The organism is Serinicoccus hydrothermalis (assembly GCF_001685415.1).
Lineage (GTDB): Bacteria > Actinomycetota > Actinomycetes > Actinomycetales > Dermatophilaceae > Ornithinicoccus > Ornithinicoccus hydrothermalis.
Genome location: NZ_CP014989.1, coordinates 2,366,927 through 2,388,172, shown reverse-complemented (window position 1 = coordinate 2,388,172; position 21,246 = coordinate 2,366,927). Strand labels below are relative to the sequence as shown.

Here is a 21,246-nt window from a genome sequence, read left to right as displayed (position 1 = left end):
ATGAGTCCGTGCCCGCGTCGTGGTCATACCCAGCACGCCCCCGCCGACCGGCGCGACCAGGGGCACCGGCAGACCGAGGAGAGCGGCATGCACCAGGTGATCTTCGTCAACCTCCCCGTGCAGGACCTCGAGCGGTCCCGCACCTTCTTCACCGACGTGGGCTACACCTTCAACACCGACTTCTGCGACGACTCCGCGCTGTGCCTCGAGCTCGGCCCGACGGTCCACGCGATGCTGCTCGACCGGGACTTCTTCGCGACCTTCCACGACTCGCCGGTGGCCGAACCCGGCACGGTCGAGGCGCTGCTCTGCCTGTCGGCGAGCAGCCGGGAGCAGGTGGACGGCGTCGTGGACCGGGCGGTGGCCGCCGGCGGGACCGACCTGCGGAGGGTGGATCACGGCATGATGTACGGCAGGACCTATGCGGACCTGGACGGCCACGTCTGGGAAGTGATGTGGATGGACCGGGACGCCGCGACGAGGGAGAGCGTATGAGCACGCAGGTGGAGGCCCCCCGGGCCGACTTCGAGGAGAGCACCGCGCCGCTGCGGGGGGAGCTGATCGCGCACTGCTACCGCATGCTGGGTTCGGCCAGCGAGGCCGAGGACCTGGTGCAGGAGACCTACCTGCGCGCGTGGAAGGCCTACCACCGCTTCGAGGGGCGCTCCTCGGTGCGGACGTGGATGTACACCATCGCCACCAACGCCTGCCTCACCGCGCTCAAGCAGCAGGGCCGGCGGCCGCTGCCCAGCGGTCTCGGCGGGCCTCCGGGCGACCCGCGCGAGCCGGTGGTCGAGGACCGCTCGCGCGACTGGCTGGAGCCGCTGCCCGACCAGCTCGTGTGGGGACGGGACGCCGTGCCGGTCGACCCGGCCGAGGCGACGGAGGCCGCCGAGGCCACCCAGCTCGCCTTCGTCGCGGCGCTGCAGGACCTGCCCCCGCTGCAGCGCGCGGTGCTCGTGCTGCGCGAGGTGCTCCAGCTCTCCGCGGCCGAGACCGCGTCCGTGCTGGAGACGACGGTGGCCTCGGTCAACTCGGCGCTGCAGCGCTCGCGCGCCACGATCGGCGAGGGCCTGTCCCGGGCCGGCCGGCGGGTGGACGAGCTCACCCCGGCCGACCGCGCGGTCTTCGCCGCCTTCTGCGAGGCCTTCGAGCGGCACGACATCCCGGCCGTCGTCGCCGTCATGACCGACCAGGCCACCTGGCAGATGCCGCCCTTCGACCGCTACTACCTCGGTCCCGCGGACATCGCGGCGCTGGTCGAGCACCAGTGCCCGGCCAAGGTCGCCGGCGACCTGCGGATGGTCCCCGTCGTCGCCAACGGGCAGCCGGCCGTGGGGATGTACCTCCGCGGCCCGGACGGGGCATACCGGCGCTTCCAGCTGTGCGTCGTCGACCTCCGCGACGGCGAGATCCACGGCGTCGTCGGCTTCTTCGACGGGTCCGCCTTCGAGCACGCCGGGCTGCCCGAGGATCTGCCCGCCGGGTGAGTCAGGAGCGGCCGCCCACCGAGGCGATGCCGAGCCAGGTATGCCGGTTGCCGGCCCAGCACCAGCCGAGCTTGGGTGCGTCCTTGCGCGCCCAGCCGTCGCGACCGGTGCCGTTGCTGATCCACAGCGCCGGGACCCGGGCGTCCAGACCCTTCCCCGACGCCTTCGGCCGGCGTGACCCGGTCGTCATGAAGCAGTGGTTGCGCTCGATGACCGACGGTGCCTGGAGCGCCCAGCACACGCCCTCCGCGACGGTCATGAGGTCGCGGCCGCGGGCCCTGATCTGCGGGTCGACCTCGTCCGGGCTGAGGTGCGCGTACTCGTCCCCGCGCTCGGGCACCCGCACCGCGTAGAGGTCGGCTTCGGGCACCTCGACCCCCGGGGACGGACCGAACTCGGCGAGGTCGGTGAGGTCGGTGACGACGAAGCCGGGCTGCTCCCCGCGGCGCAGGTGCGGCACGAGCTCCTGCACCGGCAGCAGGCGGGGATGGACGACGAGCAGGTCGCCGGAGAGCCCTGCGGGCAGGTCGGGCAGGGCCAGGCCCAGGTCGGTGAGGTGTCGGTGCTGGGCGGGCAGGTCGGGCAGCGCGGGAGCGGTCACGGTCCTCCTCGTGGTGGGTCCAACGCAACGCCGCGGCGCCGCCGCCGATTCCCGAGCCGCACTCCTACGCAGAAGGTGTTCCTCTTCGGTGATGCATCACGACATCGGTACTCGATCTGCGTATGAGTCGGGCCGGCCCCCGGCACAGCGCGCCGCGGCCCGGTGGGTGACCGCCCCGTGACGACCCGGCGCGAGGTCGTCAGGGGGGAGGCATACGGTGAGGACATGGACTTTCGATACCTCGGCAACAGCGGCCTCAAGATCAGCGAGATCACCTACGGCAACTGGCTGACGCACGGCAGCCAGGTCGAGAACGACGTGGCGCACCAGTGCGTGCGCGCCGCCCTCGACGCCGGGATCAGCACCTTCGACACGGCCGACGTCTACGCCAACACCAAGGCCGAGAGCGTCCTCGGCGAGGCGCTCAAGGGCGAGCGCCGGGAGAGCCTGGAGATCTTCACCAAGGTCTACTGGCCGACCGGCCCCGGCGGCAAGAACGACACCGGGCTGTCCCGCAAGCACATCCTGGAGTCGATCGACGGGAGCCTGTCGCGGCTGCAGACCGACTACGTCGACCTCTACCAGGCGCACCGCTACGACACCGAGACGCCGCTGGAGGAGACGATGCAGGCCTTCGCCGACGTCGTCCGGCAGGGCAAGGCGCACTACATCGGCGTCAGCGAGTGGACCGCCGACCAGATCCGCGCCGGGCACGCCCTGGCGAAGGACCTGGGCATCCAGCTCATCTCCTCCCAGCCGCAGTACTCCATGCTGTGGCGGGTCATCGAGCCCGAGGTCGTGCCGACCTGCGAGGAGCTCGGGATCTCCCAGATCGTCTGGAGCCCGATGGCCCAGGGCGTGCTGTCCGGCAAGTACGCCCCCGGTGAGGCGCCGACCGAGGGCCGCGCGGCGGACGAGTCGATGGGCAAGGGCATGCAGGGCTTCATGCGCGAGGAGGTCCTCACCGCGGTGCAGAAGCTCAAGCCGCTGGCCGACGAGGCCGGGCTCACCATGCCGCAGCTCGCGGTCGCCTGGGTGCTGCAGAACCCCAACGTCGCCGCGGCCCTGGTGGGTGCGTCCAAGCCCTCGCAGGTCGAGGACAACGTCAAGGCGGCCGGGGTCAAGCTCGACGACGACCTCATGGCCAAGATCGAGGAGACGGTCGGCGGCGTCGCCGAGAAGGACGCCGGCAAGACGGCCGAGAACGCACCGAAGGAGCGGGTCGCGTGAGCGCAGCGACGGTGGCGGTCGTGTCCCGTTGTGAAGCCCTGGTGCTGGTGGCACACTCGGCCTCATGAACCTCACGGAGGTCTTCGCCCGACACAGCGACGGCAACCCTGACACCGCGGCGCTGGTCACGCCGGTCCCCCGCCCCTCGATCAAGGACCAGCTCGCCACCCTGGACAAGCTCGGTCTCCACGCGCAGGACGGGGTGACCGCGGCGGACATCGCCGACGACCCCCAGGCGGCGAAGGCGCTGAAGCAGCACCCCTACGTCGCGGCCATGCACTGCCTGGCCCGGGACGACGACGGCGGCCTGACCCACCACTCCCAGGTGACCGTCGTCGACCTCGAGCACGTCGTCGGCCCGGACTCCTGGGCCGACCTGGTGCGCAGCCTGGCCGCCGCGGCCCGTTCCACCTCTGAGCTCGGCGAGGTGCGGGTCCGCCAGGACCCCGACCGCAACCGCTGGGTCGTGCGCTTCCAGCTGGGCCGCGTGACCCGCGAGCTGCACCCGCGGCTCGACCACGACCTGGCTGACCCGGAGGTCCTGCCCTGGCTCTTCGACGCCGTCTGCCTCCCCGGCTGGGCCAGCGCCCACGTGGTCCACGGGCAGCACGTCACCGTCGCCTACGTCGACCGCTGGCACGTCGAGGAGCTGCAGCGGGTGCTCAACATGTGGAAGTTCGCGGCCTGAGCCGAACCGGGCTCGACAGCACGTCGCCGTGGACGCTCCACGGCAGCTCGTGCCGGAAGGTCGACGGGGCACTGTCCGGCGGATAGACCTCGAGCACGTCCCCGTCCACGAAGACGCGCGTGCCCGCTGACAGAGGATGACGGCCCAGCTCGGCGTGGCCGAGCTCGGCGCCGCCCGGGCCGACCAGCACCGACGCCGCGCCGTGCAGCCTTCCCTCCCCCGGTGCGGGCGGACCGAGCTCGAGCCCGTCGGCCACGGCAGGGTCGAGGGTCAGCCGCGCGTCCGCGCCGTCGAGCAGGAGCCGGCGCGGCAGGGTCATGCAGCCCGCGTGGTCTTTGACCGCGGCGTCCTGGTCGAGCTCGCGCACCCACCCCATGAGCCACCAGCCCGGCCGACCGTCCTCCGCGAGCTGCGGGGCGTAGAGCGCCTCGCCCGCATCGAGCACGGTCACCTGCTCCGGCTCCAGGCGCGGGAGACCGCCGTCGTCCACGAGCCGACCGGTGCACGCGACCACGTCCCCCAGCACCCCGCCGTCGTGCAGCGACAGCACGAGCGCCGCCCGGTCGCCGGCCACCGCGAGCTGCGGGCACTCCCAGACGTCGGCGGGTCCTGCGCCGGGCGGCAGGTCCGCACCGGTGAGCCAGACGCCGAGGTACTCCCAGTCCTCGATGTCGTCGCAGGAGAAGAGCAGGATCGCGGGGGTGCCGTCGTCCAACCCGGCCCCGACGATCGCGAACCGGCGCCCTGGTGGGTGAGGACGAAGGGGTCGCGCATGACCGCGACGTCGTCGACCTCCGGGGTGGTCGCGACGACGACCGGCGCCGACCAGTCGTCCAGGTCGGCGCCCGAGCCCCAGCGCAGGCATACCGTGCTCCCGTGGTCGGCCCCGGTGATCCCGGAGTAGACCACGGCCGGCCGGTCCAGACCGGGCACGAAGACCCCGGACCAGCAGCCGAAGCTGTCCGGGCCGCCCGGAGTGGGTGAGAAGGCGACCGGGTGCGGGTGCCAGGTGACCAGGTCGGTGCTGCTCGCGTGGCCCCAGGCGATCGCGTCGTGCCGCGGCGCGTCCGGGTTGTGCTGGAAGAAGACGTGCCACCGGCCGTCCTCGAAGACCATGCCGTTGGGGTCGTTGAGCCACCCGCTGCGCGGACGCAGGTGGTAGCTCGTCGCGGGACGGGACGCGGGTGTCGCAGGGGGCATACGGGACATTCTGGGCGTAGGGCAGGCTGGGCGCATGAGCTCTCCCTTCGACCTCACCCTCGAGGACATGCGCACCCACCGCAGCGCCAAGTGGAGCCGGGTGCCCGACGACGTGCTGCCCGCCTGGACCGCGGAGATGGACGTGCGCACCGCGCCGCCGATCGCGCAGGCGCTGCACACCGCGATCGACCGCTCCGACTTCGGGTATGCCGGTGAGCCCACCCCGGTCCTCGACGCCTTCGCCGGCTTCGCGCGGGACGTCTGGGGCTGGGAGACCCAGGGCACGCCGGGGCGCACCCGCCTCTTCGCCGACGTGGGGCAGGGGGCCAAGGAGACGCTGCGCGGCCTGACCTCCCGCGGCGACCGGGTGGTCATCAACCCGCCGGTCTACCTGTCGTTCTACCCCTGGCTGCGCGACCTCGGCCTGGAGCCGCTCGAGGTGCCGATGCTCGACATCGCCGGCGGGGGGCGGCTGGACCTCGACGGGATGCGCGGCGCGCTCACCAGCGGCGCCAAGGTGGTGCTGCTGTGCACGCCGCACAACCCGCTCGGCTACGTCTACTCCCGCGAGGAGCTCGCCGCGCTGGCCGAGCTGGCGGCCGAGCACGACGCCGTGGTCATCTCCGACGAGATCCACGCCCCGCTGGTGCACCCCGGCAGCCCGCGGCCGTTCGTGCCCTTCCTCACCGTGAGCGAGACCGCCCGCGAGGTCGGCATCGCGCTGCACTCCCCGTCCAAGGCGTGGAACACCGCCGGCCTCAAGCTCGCCCTGGGCGTCACCGCGGTCGAGGGGCGCTGGCCGGCGCTGCAGGCGGAGACGGACTGGTCCCCGAGCATCCTGGGGCAGTATGCCGCCGTCGCCGCCTACGCCGAGGGGCGCGACTGGCTCGCCACCACGGTGGCCGAGCTCGAGGCGCGCACCCAGGCCCTGCCCGCCCTCCTCGAGGAGCACCTGCCAGGAGTGCGCTTCCAGCCCGGGCACGCGTCCTACCTCGCGTGGTTGGACTGCCGCGAGCTCGGGCTCGGCGACGACCCGTCGCAGGCCTTCCTGCAGCGGGGCCGGGTGCTGCTCTCGCCGGGGCCGGCCTTCGGGGCGACCGGCGCGGGCTTCGCCCGGCTCAACATCGGCACCAGCGAGGAGCTCATGACCGAGGCGGTGCGGCGGATGGCCGCGGCGCTGGCCTGACCGGTCACACCTCTCGCGGCGGCGTGACCTTGGAGCGGCCGTAGGTGAAGGGCTCGCGGGGAGGGCGGGCCAGCAGGTCGGCGGTGAAGAGCCGGCGCGAGAGCAGGATGAGCGCGCCGGCGATCGCGAAGCACCCCGCGGCCACGGCCCAGGTCAGCGGGAAGCCGGCCGCCCCGGAGAGCCCACCGAGCAGGGCCGGGCCCAGCGCACCGCCGGCGAAGGCCCCCGCCTGGATCGCGGCCGAGGCCTGCGCCGGGTTGTCCCGCCCGAGCCGGGCGACGGCATACAGGAGGAGGCCGGGCCAGGACCACCCGATGCTGAAGGCGAGCAGCCCGAAGACCCAGAACGCCCACGGCGAGGGGACCATGAGCCCGAGGCACCCGAGGGTCCCGACCCACATCATGGCGGCGACGACCGGGAGGTTCGCTCCGTGCCGGTGGTCCGCACGCCACCCGGAGAAGACCCGGAGCGCGATCGACCCGCCGGAGCCGAGGGCCATGAGGATGCCGGTCTGGGACGGGCTGAGGCCGACCTCGAAGCCCCAGGACGCCGCGAAGGACCCGACGTAGTTGGCGGCGGCGCTGGCCAGGGTGATCGCGATGGCTGCCAGCAGCAGCGGCAGCGTGGGGGGTGACTCCAGGAGGTCGGCGGCGGTGGTGGAGGCCGGCCGTCGGCCGCGTCGCCTCCCCCGCAGCAGCAGTCCGGTCGCTCCCAGCATGACGAGGACCCCGAGGCAGGTCGTGATGACGAAGGTCGAGCGCCAGCCCCAGATCGCCCCGGTGGTGGGCACGGCGAGACCGCCCAGCATGATCGCCAGCGGCACCGCGGACTGCTTGACGCCGAAGCCGAGGCCACGGCGGTCCGGAGGCAGGGTGCGGGCCATCAACGAGTTGGCGGTCGCCTGGCAGGCGGCGTTGCCCAGGCCGAGGACGACCATGACCGCCATGAGCGACCAGCGGCCGGAGGCGAGCAGGGTCATGGCGAGGCCGCCGCCGGTCACGAGCGCCCCGGCGAGGAGCAGCAGCAGACCGCGGCTGAGCCGGTCCACGACCGACGAGGTGGAGAGGGTGGCGAGCGCCGCGGTGGCGAAGAAGAGGCTGACCGCGACCCCGAAGGCCCCGAGCCCGAAGTCCAGGTCCTCGCGGATCTCCACCGCCTGCGCGCCCAGCAGGAAGGGCGGGATCGCGCCGAGGGTGGTGACTGCGGAGGCGACCGCCATCACCAGGGCGGACCGGCCGGGGCGGGGAGCAGGAGACATCAGGTGCCCCATCCTCCTCCTGTGGTGCCGGCCCGCCGCCGGCCGCTAGATCACGAGCCCCAGGGCGAAGGGGCCGATGAGCACGGTGAAGAGGGTGATGAGCACCACCCCGACGACGTTCAGGACGATTCCACCACGGGCCATCTCCTGGATCTTCACCGCCCCCGTGCCGAAGACGATGGCGTTGGGCGGGGTGCCGACCGGCAGCATGAAGGCGCAGGTCGCCGCGAGCGCCGCCGGGATGAGCAGCGTCATCGGGTCGACGCCGATGCCGACGGCCACACCGCCGAGCACCGGGATGAAGGTGGCCGCGGTCGCGGTGTTGCTCGTGACCTCGGTGAGGAAGAGCACGATGGTGACGACCGCGGCGAGGAGCAGCACGATCGGGAGGGCGCCGAGGCCGGTGACCTGCTGGCCGAACCACTGGTCCAGGCCGGTGCCGGCCACGGCGGCGGCCAGGCTGAGACCACCGCCGAAGAGCAGGAGCACGCCCCAGGGCAGCCCCTCCTCGGCGTCGTCCCACTCCATCGTCATCCGGCCCTCGCGGTCACCCGGGATGAGGAAGAGCACGATGCCCGCCCCGATGGCGATCGCCGTGTCGTCGAGCTCACCGAGCCAGGGCAGGGCCTCCCCGAGCGCGGGGATGTTGGAGAGCAGCCCGGGCACGATCCACAGGAAGGCGGCGCCGCAGAAGACGGCCAGCACGACCTTCTCCCCCTGGCTCATGGGGCCGAGCTTGGAGATCTCGGTGTCGATGAGCTTGCGGCCGCCAGGGATCTCCTCCAGCTTGAAGCGGAACATGAGCCGGGTGATGAGCAGCCAGGCGACGCCGATGAAGACCACGACGATCGGGACGCCGAGCAGCATCCAGGCGAGGAAGCCGACGTCCTCGCCGATCTCGTCGGCGAGGTAGCCCGCCACGATGGCGTTGGGCGGGCTGCCGAGCAGCGTGCCCAGGCCACCGATGGAGGCCGACCAGGCGATGGACAGCACCAGCGCGACGCCGAAGAGGCGGACGTCCGGGTCGTCGACCACGTCGCTCACCGCGCGACCGGCCGAGACCTCGTCGGCGACGTCGCCCTGGGCGGCGGCCGCCTCGGAGGTCTGGTGGCTGCTCTCCACGACGAGCGCCAGCACGGAGATCGCGATGGGCAGCATCATGAGCGTGGTCGCCGTGTTGGAGACCCACATGGAGAGGAAGGCCGTCGAGATCATCATGCCGAGGATGATCCGGCGCGGGTGCGTGCCGACGCGGCGCAGCGTGAGCAGGGCGATCCGGCGGTGGAGGTTCCACTTCTGCATGGCGATGGCGATGAGGAAGCCACCGAGGAAGAGGAAGACGATGGAGTTGGCGTAGGGCGCCGTGGCATCCGCGACACCGAGGCCGGTGAGCGGGGGGATGAGCACGATCGGCAGCAGCGAGGTGGCGGCGAGCGGGATGGCCTCGGTCATCCACCACACGGCCATGAGCACGGCGATGGCGGCGACGAAACGTGCGTCGCCCGACATGTCGGCACCCCCGAGGAGGAGATAGACGAGGGCGGCGAGGGCGAGACCGCCGAGCCGGAAGGCCCAGGTCCGGCCCGCTGGGCGCGGCGGCTCCCGGTCGGTGGGCTCGTAGTCGAACTCGCCTTGCTCGCGCACGATGTCGCCGCTCATCTCTCCTGCCCGTCCACGTCGGTGTGTGAGTGCTCAACCTAACCCAAGGGCAACCGGTGCGGGCGCATACGCTGGTCCTATGACCCGACCGCACCTGTGGATCCGCGCCGAGGCCCGCCCCGGCGAGCAGCGCGTGGCCATCGTCCCCGCCGACGCGCAGCGCCTCGTCGCCGACGGCTACGTCGTGACCGTCGAGGAGTCGCCCAGCCGCGTCATCGACCTCGAGGACTACGTCGCCGCCGGGTGCTCGGTCGCGCCCTACGGCTCCTGGGTCGACGCCCCGGAGGGTGCCGTCGTCGTCGGCATCAAGGAGCTGCCGCAGGACCCGGCCGACCTCACGCATACCCACGTCTTCTTCGCGCACGCCTACAAGGGGCAGGAGGGCGCGGACGTGACCCTCGAGCGCTTCCGGCGCGGCGGCGGCGAGCTGCTGGACGTGGAGTACCTCACGCTCGACGGCAGGCGGGTCGTCGCCTTCGGTTTCTGGGCGGGGTATGTCGGTGCCGCGCTCGCGGTGCTGCGGCACCGTGGCCTGCTCGACGGCGCAGTCGCCCCGATGGGGCGCGAGGAGCTGGACGGTCAGCTGCGCGAGAGCGCGGACGGGCACGAGCCGGAGCGCGCGCTCGTCATCGGCTCGCGCGGCCGCTCGGGGCGCGGTGCCGTCGAGGCGCTGGAGCTGGCCGGCTGCGCGGTCACCCGCTGGGACCGCGGCGACACCGTGGAGCTGGACAAGGCGGCGCTGCTGGACCACGACATCCTCGTGAACTGCGTCGTCAGCAGCACCCCGCAGCAGCCTTTCGTCGGGCCGGACGACGTCACGGCGCCGCGCCGGCTGCGCACCATCGGGGACGTGACCTGCGACGTCACCTCCGACAACAACCTGCTCCCGGTCAACACGGCGATCACCACGTGGCCCGAGCCGGTGCGGCAGGTCGGCACCGCCGACGCGCCGCTGGAGGTCATCGCGATCGACAACCTGCCCTCGCTGCTGCCGCTTGAGTCCTCGATGAGCTTCTCGGCCGAGCTGACGCCGCTGCTGGAGGACCTCGCCGAGCGCCGGGGCCCCTGGGCGGCGAGCCTGGAGTGGTTCCGCCGGCACGTGCCCCTGGGCTGACAGGCTCGACACCCGGCCGCATCAAGCCACCGCGGTAGTAAAGTGCTGCCCCGGCTGCACAAGGCCACCGCGGTGGGAAGGTGCTGCCCCGGCCGCACAAGGCCACCGCGGTGGGAAGGTGCTGCCCCGGCAACTGGAAGCCACCGCGGTGGGGGACGTCAGCGCTTGCGGGTCCAGCGCCAGCCGCGCGGGGGCTTCGTGCCGTCGTCCGGCGGCATCGTGCGCACCAGGACGTCGCCCATCAGGCTCGTGGCGTTGATCCGCACGCAGGCGCCGTTCTCCGGCATACCCTGCGTCTGCGGATCGACGTCGTGGCGCAGGTTGCCGAGCAGGTTGAAGCCCGAGAGCTCCACCCTGGTGCCGGCCGGGACGGCGATGCGGATGTCGCCCATGCCGGTGAAGGAGGAGAGCTCCAGGGTCTCGCCGGGCCGGATGACCTCGCGCAGGTCGAGCTTGACGTCGCCGAAGAGCAGCATCGTCGTCGTGCGCTCCGCGGCGTCCCACGCCCCGGTGCGCACCACGTCGCCCATGAGCGTGCCCAGGGTCTGGGTCGGCGCACGCATCGGCACCGGCGCGTTCGGGTCGGGCGCGGGGGTGACGTGGTTGCCGTTGCCGCGCCACTGCGCGGGCACCTCCTCGCGGGGAGCGGGCTGCTGCCCCGGCAGGGGTATGTCCGGCCGCCAGTCGGGCGGCACGTCCGAGGGGCCCTGGGCGGGGTCGGGGGCGGCGCGGTCGGGCATACCGTCAGCCTAGCCAGCGCACGGCGCGCCCGGGTATGACAGCCGTCACCAGACCGGGCGCCCGGTGGTCAGGGGCGTCACCAGACCGGGCGCCCGGTGGGCAGGGGCGTCAGCGGAAGGCGCTGGTGCCGGTGACCGCGCGGCCGACGAGCAGCGACTGGACGGTGCGGCTGCCCTCGTAGGTGTAGACCGCCTCGAGGTCGGCGAAGTGGCGGGCGACGTGGTGGTCGAGCAGGATCCCGTTGCCGCCGAGCATGTCCCGGGCGATCGCCACGACCTCGCGGGCCGCCGTCGTCGTGTGCAGCTTGGTCATCGCCGCGTGCTCGATGGTGCAGCGGCCCTCGTCCTCGAGCTGGCTCATGCGGACGCACATGAGCTGCATCGAGGTGATGAGCGTGACCATGCGGGCCAGGTCGTCCTGGATGAGCTGGTTCTTGGCCAGCGGGCGGCCGAACTGCTGGCGCCGCAGGGCATACGTCAGGGCACCCTCGTAGGCCGCGACCGCGTGGCCGAGGGCCTCCCAGGCCACGGTCTGCCGCGACTTGGCGAGCACCTTGTTGGTGTCGGCGAAGGTCCGCGCCCCCGCCAGCCTGTTGCCGGCCGGCACCCGCACGCCGTCGAGGCGGATGTGGGCCTGCCAGACGCCCCGGTTGCTGATCTTGCCCTCGATGACCTGCGCGTCCCACCCGTCCGTGCCCTGCGGCGACTCCACGACGAAGCCGCCGACGTCGCCGTCGTCGTCGCGCGCCCAGACGACCACGAGGTCGGCGACCGACCCGTTGCCGATCCAGCGCTTCGCGCCGTCGAGGACCCACTCCTCGCCGTCCCGCCGGGCCGTGGTCTCCAGGCTCACGACGTCGGACCCGTGCGTGGGCTCGGTCAGCGCCACCGCGCCGATCGTCTCGACCCGCGCCATCGACGGGAGCCAGCGCTCGCGCTGCTCGTCGTCGCCCAGCAGGTGCACCGAGGTCATCGCCAGGCCCGAGTGCACCGCGTTGAAGGTCGCGATCGAGCCGTCGCCGCGCGCCAGCTCGGCGCACATCATCCCCTCGGCCACCGCGGAGACCCCCGCGCAGCCGTAGCCCTGGATCGCGGCCCCGGCGACCCGGGTGGCGGCGTACCCGGGCAGCATCTCGGCCGGGAAGCGGGCGGCCTCCCACCACTCCTGCGCCGCCGCGACGACCTCGGCGTCGCACCACGCGCGCACCCCGTCGCGCAGCTCGCGCTCGGCGTCGGTGAGCAGGTCCTCGAGGTGCAGGAAGTCCGTGCCCAGGGAGGCCCCGAGGTCGGAGCCGTCGGGCATCGCGCGGTCGGGCTCGGGCATCGGCTGCGGCGCGTCGCTCATCCCTCGAGGGTATGCGTCCGCTCCCCCGGTCGCGTGCTCAGCCCAGCGGGTGCGCGTCCGTCATCCCGGGCACCCGTCCCGGCTCGATGAACCACTCGTCGCCGAAGGCCGCCGCGAACTGCTCCTCGGGCATACCCAGCATCCAGCCGACGTCCTCCTGGCTGCCGTGCGCCGAGAGCGCCGCGCGCTTGGCCGCGAGCACGGGACGGGCGTCGACGTGCCAGTGGATCTCCCCCTCCGGCGTGCCGAAGGGGTTGCCGTCGTCGGCCGGGGCGTCCGGGTCCCAGTCGGCGTCCTCCTCCGCCATGCCGGCCTCCTTGGCCGCCTCGAACATGCGCCGCATGTGGTCGCGGTTCATCGTCGCCTCGAGCACGCGGGGGCGCCGGGCGGCCAGCTCCGCGGCGCGGTGCGCGACGTGGTGGACCTTGACGTGGTCGGGGTGGCCGTAGCCGCCGTGCCAGTCGTAGCCGACCAGGACGTCGGCGTCCTCCTCGTCGAGGATCTGCGCGAGCCGCCCGCCCGCCTCGTCCGTGCTGGCGGCGTGGAAGGACTGCTCGTGGCTGTTCTGCTCCCAGCCGGTCATGCCGGAGTCGGCATACCCCAGCCAGGCGACCCGGGCGGTGCCGAGCGCCACCGCCGAGGCGAGCGCCTCGGTCCGGCGGCGGTCGACGACGCTCTCCCCCTCTGCCAGGTCCTCGGGAGTGGTGCCGTGGTCGCCGTTCGTGGCGTAGACGCAGACCACGCGGTGCCCGGCGTCGGCGGCCAGGCGCATCGTGGCGGAGGTCTGGCTGGCCTCGTCGTCGGGGTGGGCGTGGAGGAAGACGATCGTGCTCACCCGAACAACCTAGGGCCGCGCACCGACATTCACACAACCTCCACATCCGCCCGGCACCCTCTCCACCAGCGCAGACCTACGCTCGAACCCATGACCGAGACGACGCGCACCGTGCTGGTGGTCGAGGACGACCTCACGATCAACCAGGCGCTGGCCGACCGCTTCACCGCCGAGGGTTTTGCGGTCGCGCGGGCCGTCGACGGGCCGACCGCCTTGACCGAGGCGGCCCGGCATACCCCGGACGTGGTCGTGCTGGACCTCATGCTCCCTGGCCTGGACGGCCTCGAGGTATGCCGTCGGCTCCAGATCGAGCGTCCGGTCCCGGTCCTCATGCTCACCGCGAAGACCGACGAGACGGACATCCTCGTCGGCCTCGCCGCCGGGGCCGACGACTACGTCAACAAGCCATTCCGGATGCGTGAGGTCGTCGCCCGGGTGCAGGCCCTGTTGCGGCGGGTCGAGCGGGCCGCCGAGCTCGCTGACACCCGAGTCCCGGTGCAGACCGTCGGCGACCTGGAGATCGACGCCTCCGCGCGCCGGGTGCGGGTGGCCGGCAAGGAGGTCCACCTCACGCCGCTGGAATTCGACCTGCTCGGCGCGCTCGCGGAGCGGCCGGGCAGCGTCCGCCACCGGGAGGCACTCATGACGCAGGTGTGGGGCTGGTCGGACGCCCACGGCACCCGCACCCTCGACAGCCACGTCAAGGCCCTGCGCGCCAAGATCGGCAGCGCCCGGGTCCGCACCGTGCACGGCGTCGGGTATGCCCTGGAGAGCGGCCAGTGAGCCGGGCACCCGAGCGACCGCTCGACGGCGTCGGCTCGATCACGGTCAAGATCGGCGTGCTCGTCACGCTGAGCATCCTGGCCGCCGTCGTCGTCTCCGAGGTGGGTGACCGGGCGGGGGTCTCGGCCTGGCTGTCTATCCCGGTCTCCGTCGCTGCCGCGCTCTTCGTCACGCAGTGGCTGGCCCGGGGCATGACCGCACCGCTACGGCAGATGACCGTGGCAGCGGGGCGGATGGCCGGTGGGGACTACTCGACCCGGATCGCCGCGAGCGCCAGCGACGAGGTTGGGCAGCTGGGCACCGCCTTCAACACGATGTCGGCCGAGCTGGAGGGCGCCGACCGGCAGCGGCGTGAGCTGCTCGCCACGGTCTCTCACGAGCTGCGGACCCCCTTGGCGGCGCAGCGGGCGCTGCTGGAGAACCTCGTCGACGGCGTCGTCACCCCGGACGACCGGTCGCTGCAGACCGCGCTGGAGCAGTCGGAGCGGCTGAGTGCCCTGGTGCAGGACCTCCTCGACCTCAGCCGAGTGGAGGCCGGCGTCGCGACGCTGGACTTCGAGCCGGTGCAGGTCGCCGACCTGCTGGCGCGCTGCGCCGAGGAGGCCCGGGCCGTGGTCGCCGCCCGCGGCCACGCGGTGTCCGTCGAGGTCGACGCCCCCGAGGACCTGCAGGCACGGGTCGACCGCGCCCGCCTGACCCAGGCGGTCACCAACCTGCTCGACAACGCGGTGCGGCACAGCCCCGAGAGCGGGACGGTGCGCGTCGTGGCCCGGGCCGACGGGAGCGGCTGGTCGCTCGCGGTCGGCGACGAGGGGCCGGGCTTCCCACCCGGCCGCAGCGAGGAGATGTTCGCCCGCTTCGGCGTGGGCGACGACGCCGGCGGTGGCACCGGCCTCGGCCTGTCCATCGTCCGCTGGGTGTGCGAGCTTCACGGCGGAACGGTCCGGGCGCTCGAAGAAGGGCCGGGCTCCACGACGACGGGAGCCGTCGTGCGGGTCGAACTGCCGCTCGCGCCCCCGGAATACCGACATGGACAGAGGGAAGCGGCGCCGGCTGCCCAGGAAGTTGTGCCCAGAACCACAGGTCGCACGACCGATGACCGCGAGGAGAGCCCGATGACCACCCATGACAGCCCGCCGTTGCCCGCGCAGCGCACCGCAGACGACACCGGCACTGCTGACGCACCCGCCGCGACCCCCATCCCGGTGCCCACGCCGTCGGTCTTCGACACCCTCTTCGGTCGACTCTGGCCCGAGCCGACCTCACGGCTGCACACCGCACCGCTCGCGCTGTGGGCCTCGGTCGGGACGGGGGCGCTCGCCGCCGTCCTCCTACCCCACCGGGGCATCGGCATCGCGTATGCCCTCGTCCTGCTCGCCGCAGGCGCCCTCGTGCTGCGGCTCTCGAGGCGTCGGCGCGACCCGTGGACCCTCGCCTCGGCCGCCCTCTGCGTCGGCCTCGCCAGCCTGCTCGTGATCCGCGCCGCCGAGTGGCTCTCGGTCCTGGCGCTGCTCACCGCGGCCCTACTCGTCACGACCGCGCTGACCGGCGCCCGCGGGGTGCCCGCGATGGTCGCCGGTGCCGCGGCGTGGGTGCTCAGCGGCCTGCGCGGGCTGCCGCTCCTGGGCCGCACGATCACGGCGACGTCCCGGCATACCCTGCTCTGGCCGGTCGTGCGCACGGCAGCGATCTCGCTGGTCGCGCTCGTGGTCTTCGGCGGGCTCTTCGCTTCCGGCGACGCGGTGGTCGGGGCCTGGGTGAGCGACCTGCTGCCGGAGGTCGACATCGCCGAGTCGCTCGTCCTGCGCAGCTTCACGTGGTTCGTCGTCGGCGGGATCGTGCTGGCGGCGTGCTACCTCTCCCTCAACCCGCCACGAACCGACCTCGTGGCACTCCCCGAGCCGCCCCGGCCCGCTCGTGCCTGGGAGTGGGTCGTGCCCGTGGGCGTGGTCGTTGCGACCTTCGTCGTCTTCCTCCTCGCCCAGGGCGCCGCGATGTTCGGCGGGCATGACTTCGTGCAGCGCGCCACCGGGATGACGTATGCCGAGTCCGTCCACCAAGGCTTCGGCCAGCTCACGCTCGCCACCGCGCTGACGCTGGTGACGGTCGTCATCGTCGGCCGCCGGGCTTCGCGGAAGACCCCGCGAGACCGGGTGCTGCTGCGCAGCGTGCTCGGCATGCTCTGCGGGCTGACCCTCGTGGTGGTCGGCTCAGCGCTCTACCGGATGCACGTCTACCAGGAGGCCTACGGCTTCACCGTGCTCCGCGTCATGGTCGACGCCTTCGAGCTCTGGCTTGGATTGCTCGTGGTGCTGGTCATGGTGGCGGGCTGGCGGCTGCGCGGTGGCTGGGTGCCGCGTGCCGCCCTCGCCTCGGGCGCGACGTTCCTGCTGGTCATCGGACTGGCCAATCCCGAGGGGTGGGTCGCGCAGCGCAATATCGACCGGTATGCCGAGACAGGTCGCCTCGACCTCATCTATCTGCAGACCCTCGGGGCTGACGCCGTGCCGACGATCCGCGCGGGACTGGCGGGCGAGACCGCAGTCGGCGCGGACAACGGCGTGACGCTCGCCGACTGCGCGATCGGCTGGATCCCCGACGACGAGCTCACCGAGGACGCCCTGGGATGGAACCTCGGGCGCTCCCGCGCGGACGCGGCAGGGCCGAGGAGCCTGACCCCGGTTGACGGCTACTCCTACCCGACCTTCGCGGTCGGTAGCTGCCCGGTCGAGGTCGGTCCCTGAGCTGCTCCACGCGACTTCTTGACCTTGTTGCCTCTTGCTGCGGCGGAACATCACGGCAGAGGAACCACGATGCTACGAGTGGTCGGCGAGGCGGCTCAGCCCCTGAGCTCGGTGAAGTCGCTGTCGCGCCACTCGCGCCGGGCCGGCTCGACCGCAACCTCGGAGCCCCCGACCAGCTCCTCCTCGCGCGCCCGCAGCTCGACCCGGCGGATCTTGCCGCTGATCGTCTTGGGCAGCTCGTAGAACTCGACCCGCCTCACCCGCTGCCAGGGCTGCAGGTGCTCGCGGGCGTGGGCGAGGATCGAGCGCGCGGTCTCCGCGGTGGGCTCGTGCCCGTCGACGAGCGCGATGTATGCCTTCGGCACCGCCAGGCGCAGCTCGTCCGGGGCCGGCACCACCGCCGCCTCGGCGACCGCGGGGTGCTCGATGAGCACCGACTCCAGCTCGAACGGGGAGATCTTGTAGTCGCTGGCCTTGAAGACGTCGTCGGTGCGCCCGACGTAGGTGATGAGGCCGCTCGCGTCCCGCTCGGCGACGTCGCCGGTGTGGTAGAAACCGCCGGCCATCGCCTCGTCGTTGCGCGCCTCGTCGCCCTGGTAGCCGGTCATGAGCGCGACCGGGAAGGCGGAGAGATCGAGGCAGATCTCGCCCTCGCCCGGCCCGTCCACGACCTGTCCGCTCTCCACCTCGACGAGCACGGAGGGGACGCCGGGCAGCGGCATACCCATCGAGCCGGGCTTGAAGCGCCCGCCGGGGCAGTTCCCGATCTGCGCGGTCGTCTCGGTCTGCCCGTAGCCGTCGCGCAGGGTGAGCCCCCACTGCCGCTGCACCTGGGAGATGACCTCGGGGTTGAGCGGCTCACCGGCCCCGATGACCTCGCGCAGCAGTCCCGGACCGCCGGACAGGTCGGCGTTGATGAGCATCCGCCACACCGTCGGCGGGGCGCAGAAGGTGGTGACCTCGTGGCTGCGGATGACCCTGAGCAGCGCGGCCGGGTCGAAGCGCGCGTAGTTGTAGACCAGGATCGTCGCCTCGGCGATCCACGGGGCGAAGAAGCAGCTCCAGGCGTGCTTGGCCCAGCCGGGCGAGGAGATGTTGAGGTGCACGTCGCCGGGCCGCAGCCCCAGCCAGTAGGTCGTCGACAGGTGCCCGACGGGGTAGCTCACCTGGGTGTGCTCGACGAGCTTGGGCTTGTTGGTCGTGCCGGAGGTGAAGTAGAGCAGCAGCCGGTCCTGCGGCGCGGTCCCCGGGTGCTCGACCGGCTCGACGTGCTCGCGGTATGCCGCGCGCAGGTCCTCCCAGCCCGCCGCCTCCCCGACGCTCACCCGGAGGTAGTCGCCCGGGACCTCGTCGAACTTGTCGACTTCCGCGGCGTTGACGATGACAGCGCGGGCGCCTCCCCGCTCGAGCCGGTCGCGCAGGTCGGAGGGGCCGGCCGCGGTCGTCGTGGGCATGATGACCGCGCCCAGCTTCATGACGCCGAGCATCGTGTCCCAGAGCTCGACCTGGTTGCCGAGCATGACCATGACGCTGTCGCCCCGGCCGATGCCCAGGTGCGCGAGCCGCGCGGCGACCTGGTCCGAGCGGGTGGCGACCTCGTCGAAGGTCAGCGTGACGTCGGAGCCGTCCTCCTCGACGACGACCAGCGCGGGGCGGTCGTTGCCGCGCGCGATCGCGTCGAACCAGTCGACCGCCCAGTTGAAGCGCCCGCCGACGTCGGGGTAGCGGAACTCCTCCCGGGCGCGCTCCGGGTCGCCGTGCAGGGCGACGAGCTGGTCGCGGGCGGCGCGGTAGGCCGCGGTGGTCGGGAGGTCGGCGGACGTCGGCGTCATGGCTCCATGCCTACACCCCGGGAGGTATGCCTGTCAGCAGGGCCCCGGATCCGCGTGGGGGGTCTTCGTCGCGACGTGTGTCGGACCCTCGACCTACAGTCGGGCCATGACGAACCCCATGGACGACCAGCCCCAGCCCACCGAGCCCGAGGGCGACGCCGAGGTGCTGGGATCCTCCAGCCCGCAGTCGCCGGACGAGCAGATCGAGCGCGACCCCCAAGAGTGGACGACCGGCGACGACCCCGCCACCGAGGCGCAGAAGTCCTACCTCGACCGCCTCGCCAGCGCCGCCGGCGAGCAGATCCCCGCCGACGGGCTCACCAAGGCACAGGCCTCCGAGCACATCGACCGGCTCCAGGAGCAGACCGGGATGCAGCCCCGCGAGTCCTGAGGGGTCGGTGCGGGGTGGGCGGGCCTGCGGTCAGGCCTGCTCCTCGCTCCAGACGCGCCTGACCTCGCGCATCACCGACCGCACGGCGGGTCGGCGCACGCTGGAGTCGCGGTGCACGAGCATGATGCGCCGGGTGGGCGGGTCCTTGACCGGGAAGCTGACGACGGTGTCCGGCAGGTCGGGTCGGCCCAGCCGGGGCATGAGGCCGATCCCGAGCCCCGCGGCCACGAGCGCGATCTTGCTGGGGTGGGTGTCGGCCGTCGCCGCGATCCGGTAGTCGAGGCTGCGCTCGTGCAGGGCGGTGAGCAGCCAGTCGCTGAAGACGCCCGGTGAGTCGTCGACCCAGTCCCGGCCGCCGCAGTCGGCCAGGTCGACCACCCCGTTGCGGCCGATCCTCAGGTCGTGGTCGTGGGGGGCGATGAGGTCCACGACGTCGTGCCCGAGCACGTGCGCGGTCAGGCCCTCCGGCAGGGCCTTGTGGTAGTCCGTCCAGTCGTGCACCACGGCCAGGTCCACCTCGCCCCGGCGCAGGGCCCCGAGCGAGCCCTCCGGGGTGAGCTCGCGCAGGGTGAGGCGCAGCAGGGGGTGCTGCTCGTGGAGGCTCGGCAGCGAGGGGGCCAGCAGCCCGACGATCCCGGTCGGGAAGGAGGAGAGCACGAGCGGGCCGGCGACGTCGCTCGTGAGGTTCTCCAGCTCGGCCCGGGTGGCCTCGTCCAGCTGCTCGAGCTGGGAGGCCAGCTGGACGAGCACCTCGGCGGCGTCGGTGGGCACGACGTTGCGCCCGCGGCGCACCAGCACGGGCTGCCCGGCCTCCTTCTGCAGACGGCTCAGCTGCTGGCTCACGGCCGACGCCGTGAGCCCCAGCCGGTCGGCCGCGGCGAGCACCGTGCCCTCCTCGACGACGGCCTTGAGACTCACCAGCTGCTCGGGTGAAAACATGTAGCGCATCTTACACATACGTCTAAGTAATGTTCGGTTGTGCTAACGGAAAAAGGGTGTCAGAGTAGTACCTGTCAGACCCCGACACGAAGAAAGGTGGCCATCATGACCGCTCTGTCCAAGGCTCTCCGCAGCAGCACCCACGTGATCCTCGAGATCGGTCGCTCCTGGCGCCCGATCGAGCACCTGCGCGGCTGACCCGACATACCCAAGACGAAGCCGCCCCCGGACCTGGTCCGGGGGCGGCTTCGCGCATGTGGGGGGGTATGCCGGAGGCACAACCCCACCTTCTGCCCGAATTCGACTACTCGAAACGTCGCCATGGCGACGTTTCCAGCAGTCGAAATCCGGCTGAGGGGCGGCAGGTCGGCCGCCGACCACCTCGCCACCGAGGCCGGACTCCCTCAGCCGCAGGCGGCCTCGTCCAGCGCGGCCAGCCCGGCCAGGTCGCCCTCGCCGAGCTCGTCCTGGCCTGAGTTCTCCGCCGCCATGAGCTGGGAGGGGTCTGCGGAGTGGCCCAGCCCGAGGACGTGGATGAGCTCGTGCACGAGTACCGTCTCGTCGTCGAGCCCGCCCAGCCAGCCGCCGCGCTGCTCGGTGTCGAGGACGACCATGCCGCCGACCGACCTCGCGCCCCCGCCGGGGCCGATGACATAGGACGCGCCGCCCAGGCCCGCCGTCGGACCGGCCAGCTCGGGGACCTCCGTCTCATCCGCCCAACCGATGAGCACGGGCCCGCGGCCCCGACCGGTGAACTCGCGGTCGTCGGTCTCCCCGATCAGCTCGAAGCCGAAGCCGGAGACCTCGTCGACCTGGGCCACCGCGTCGGCGATGAGGTCGGCATACCCCTCGGGCGCACCCTGCGGGTTGACCTGGACCTCGATGAGCGCCTCGCACTCCCAGGTCACCGGCTGGCCGTCCTCGGTGACCTGCATGAAGGTATACCCGTCGCCGCCGGATCCGGGCACGCCGGCCGAGCTGTGGGAGGAGACCGTCCGGCGGACGTTGCCGAAGTCGAGGGCGGGCGAGACGTAGACGACCAGGCTGATGACCAGCCCCATGATGAGCAGCAGGCTCAGGACGCTGGTGCATCCGCCGCCTCGTCGCTCGCTTCTCACCCGACCAGTCTGCCCGTCGGACCTGAGGGAAGCGTGAGACGGGACCCCCTGCACGAATTCGACCTCTCGAATCGTCGCCATGGCGACGTTTCG

Annotated in this window: 19 protein-coding genes and 1 pseudogene; 9 read left to right on the top strand and 11 right to left on the bottom strand. The window is 72.6% G+C overall.

What is annotated here, in order from left to right; translation table 11 throughout:
• Together SGUI_RS11100 and SGUI_RS11095 are read left to right on the top strand one after the other, a co-directional pair.
• Positions 1 to 495 (top strand): VOC family protein, encoded by a 495-nt coding sequence (locus tag SGUI_RS11100; protein WP_237141338.1) that lies wholly within the window; start codon positions 1 to 3, stop codon positions 493 to 495.
• Complete coding sequence (locus tag SGUI_RS11095) at positions 492 to 1,490, top strand: sigma-70 family RNA polymerase sigma factor (RefSeq protein WP_066640054.1); 999 nt, start codon at positions 492 to 494, stop codon at positions 1,488 to 1,490. The genes SGUI_RS11100 and SGUI_RS11095 overlap by 4 nt, the downstream gene beginning before the upstream one ends.
• 1 nt (position 1,491) lies before the next feature.
• Here the strand turns inward: SGUI_RS11095 and SGUI_RS11090 are convergent, their stop codons facing one another.
• Positions 1,492 to 2,091 carry a DUF5701 family protein gene (locus SGUI_RS11090; protein WP_237141337.1) on the bottom strand — a complete coding sequence of 200 codons (600 nt, stop codon included), beginning with the start codon at positions 2,089 to 2,091 and terminating at the stop codon, positions 1,492 to 1,494.
• Positions 2,092 to 2,316: 225 nt separating this feature from the next.
• Between SGUI_RS11090 and SGUI_RS11085 the strand changes: the two genes are divergently transcribed.
• Together SGUI_RS11085 and SGUI_RS11080 are read left to right on the top strand one after the other, a co-directional pair.
• Entirely contained in the window at positions 2,317 to 3,321 is a 1,005-nt protein-coding gene (locus SGUI_RS11085) for an aldo/keto reductase family protein (protein WP_066643275.1), read from the top strand.
• Positions 3,322 to 3,385: 64 nt separating this feature from the next.
• The gene (locus SGUI_RS11080; protein WP_066640052.1) at positions 3,386 to 4,009 is read left to right on the top strand and encodes a hypothetical protein; all 624 of its coding nucleotides are present in this window, start codon (positions 3,386 to 3,388) and stop codon (positions 4,007 to 4,009) included.
• On the opposite strand, the gene SGUI_RS18195 is transcribed toward SGUI_RS11080, so the two are convergent.
• Entirely contained in the window at positions 3,984 to 4,724 is a 741-nt protein-coding gene (locus SGUI_RS18195) for a glycoside hydrolase family protein (RefSeq protein WP_066640050.1), read from the bottom strand. The two genes, SGUI_RS11080 and SGUI_RS18195, sit on opposite strands and share 26 nt — an antisense overlap.
• A gap of 89 nt (positions 4,725 to 4,813) precedes the next feature.
• A pseudogene (locus SGUI_RS18405) lies at positions 4,814 to 5,125 on the bottom strand (glycoside hydrolase family 32 protein); the annotation flags it as partial.
• Positions 5,126 to 5,243: 118 nt separating this feature from the next.
• Here SGUI_RS18405 and SGUI_RS11070 point away from each other — a divergent pair.
• Complete coding sequence (locus SGUI_RS11070; protein WP_066640048.1) at positions 5,244 to 6,395, top strand: MalY/PatB family protein; 1,152 nt, start codon at positions 5,244 to 5,246, stop codon at positions 6,393 to 6,395.
• A 4-nt stretch (positions 6,396 to 6,399) separates the two neighbouring features.
• On the opposite strand, the gene SGUI_RS11065 is transcribed toward SGUI_RS11070, so the two are convergent.
• Both SGUI_RS11065 and SGUI_RS11060 read right to left on the bottom strand, forming a co-directional pair.
• Complete coding sequence (locus SGUI_RS11065; RefSeq protein WP_191090899.1) at positions 6,400 to 7,653, bottom strand: MFS transporter; 1,254 nt, start codon at positions 7,651 to 7,653, stop codon at positions 6,400 to 6,402.
• A 45-nt stretch (positions 7,654 to 7,698) separates the two neighbouring features.
• Complete coding sequence (locus SGUI_RS11060; protein WP_066640042.1) at positions 7,699 to 9,312, bottom strand: SLC13 family permease; 1,614 nt, start codon at positions 9,310 to 9,312, stop codon at positions 7,699 to 7,701.
• A gap of 79 nt (positions 9,313 to 9,391) precedes the next feature.
• Between SGUI_RS11060 and SGUI_RS11055 the strand changes: the two genes are divergently transcribed.
• Entirely contained in the window at positions 9,392 to 10,426 is a 1,035-nt protein-coding gene (locus SGUI_RS11055; RefSeq protein ID WP_066640040.1) for a saccharopine dehydrogenase, read from the top strand.
• A gap of 158 nt (positions 10,427 to 10,584) precedes the next feature.
• Here SGUI_RS11055 and SGUI_RS11050 read toward each other — a convergent pair whose 3' ends face one another.
• The 3 genes from SGUI_RS11050 to SGUI_RS11040 form a co-directional block, all read right to left on the bottom strand.
• A complete protein-coding gene (locus SGUI_RS11050) occupies positions 10,585 to 11,166 on the bottom strand; it encodes a hypothetical protein (RefSeq protein ID WP_066640038.1) in 582 nt (193 codons plus the stop codon).
• Between the two features lie 109 nt (positions 11,167 to 11,275).
• Entirely contained in the window at positions 11,276 to 12,511 is a 1,236-nt protein-coding gene (locus SGUI_RS11045; protein ID WP_237141336.1) for an acyl-CoA dehydrogenase family protein, read from the bottom strand.
• A 37-nt stretch (positions 12,512 to 12,548) separates the two neighbouring features.
• Complete coding sequence (locus SGUI_RS11040) at positions 12,549 to 13,346, bottom strand: PIG-L deacetylase family protein (RefSeq protein ID WP_066640035.1); 798 nt, start codon at positions 13,344 to 13,346, stop codon at positions 12,549 to 12,551.
• A gap of 90 nt (positions 13,347 to 13,436) precedes the next feature.
• On the opposite strand from SGUI_RS11040, the gene SGUI_RS11035 reads away from it, so the two are divergent.
• Both SGUI_RS11035 and SGUI_RS11030 read left to right on the top strand, forming a co-directional pair.
• The gene (locus SGUI_RS11035; protein WP_066640033.1) at positions 13,437 to 14,129 is read left to right on the top strand and encodes a response regulator transcription factor; all 693 of its coding nucleotides are present in this window, start codon (positions 13,437 to 13,439) and stop codon (positions 14,127 to 14,129) included.
• On the top strand, positions 14,126 to 16,873 hold the full coding sequence (locus SGUI_RS11030) for a DUF4153 domain-containing protein (protein ID WP_066640031.1): 2,748 nt from the start codon (positions 14,126 to 14,128) through the stop codon (positions 16,871 to 16,873). Before SGUI_RS11035 ends, SGUI_RS11030 begins: the two co-directional genes overlap by 4 nt.
• Before the next feature lie 95 nt (positions 16,874 to 16,968).
• Here SGUI_RS11030 and SGUI_RS11025 read toward each other — a convergent pair whose 3' ends face one another.
• The gene (locus SGUI_RS11025; protein WP_066640029.1) at positions 16,969 to 18,705 is read right to left on the bottom strand and encodes an AMP-binding protein; all 1,737 of its coding nucleotides are present in this window, start codon (positions 18,703 to 18,705) and stop codon (positions 16,969 to 16,971) included.
• Positions 18,706 to 18,811: 106 nt separating this feature from the next.
• Between SGUI_RS11025 and SGUI_RS11020 the strand changes: the two genes are divergently transcribed.
• The gene (locus SGUI_RS11020; protein WP_157621817.1) at positions 18,812 to 19,096 is read left to right on the top strand and encodes a DUF3072 domain-containing protein; all 285 of its coding nucleotides are present in this window, start codon (positions 18,812 to 18,814) and stop codon (positions 19,094 to 19,096) included.
• 30 nt (positions 19,097 to 19,126) lie between these two features.
• Here SGUI_RS11020 and SGUI_RS11015 read toward each other — a convergent pair whose 3' ends face one another.
• A complete protein-coding gene (locus SGUI_RS11015) occupies positions 19,127 to 20,035 on the bottom strand; it encodes a LysR substrate-binding domain-containing protein (protein ID WP_066643271.1) in 909 nt (302 codons plus the stop codon).
• A gap of 404 nt (positions 20,036 to 20,439) precedes the next feature.
• On the bottom strand, positions 20,440 to 21,153 hold the full coding sequence (locus SGUI_RS11010) for a matrixin family metalloprotease (protein ID WP_066640014.1): 714 nt from the start codon (positions 21,151 to 21,153) through the stop codon (positions 20,440 to 20,442).
• Positions 21,154 to 21,246: the final 93 nt, after the last annotated feature.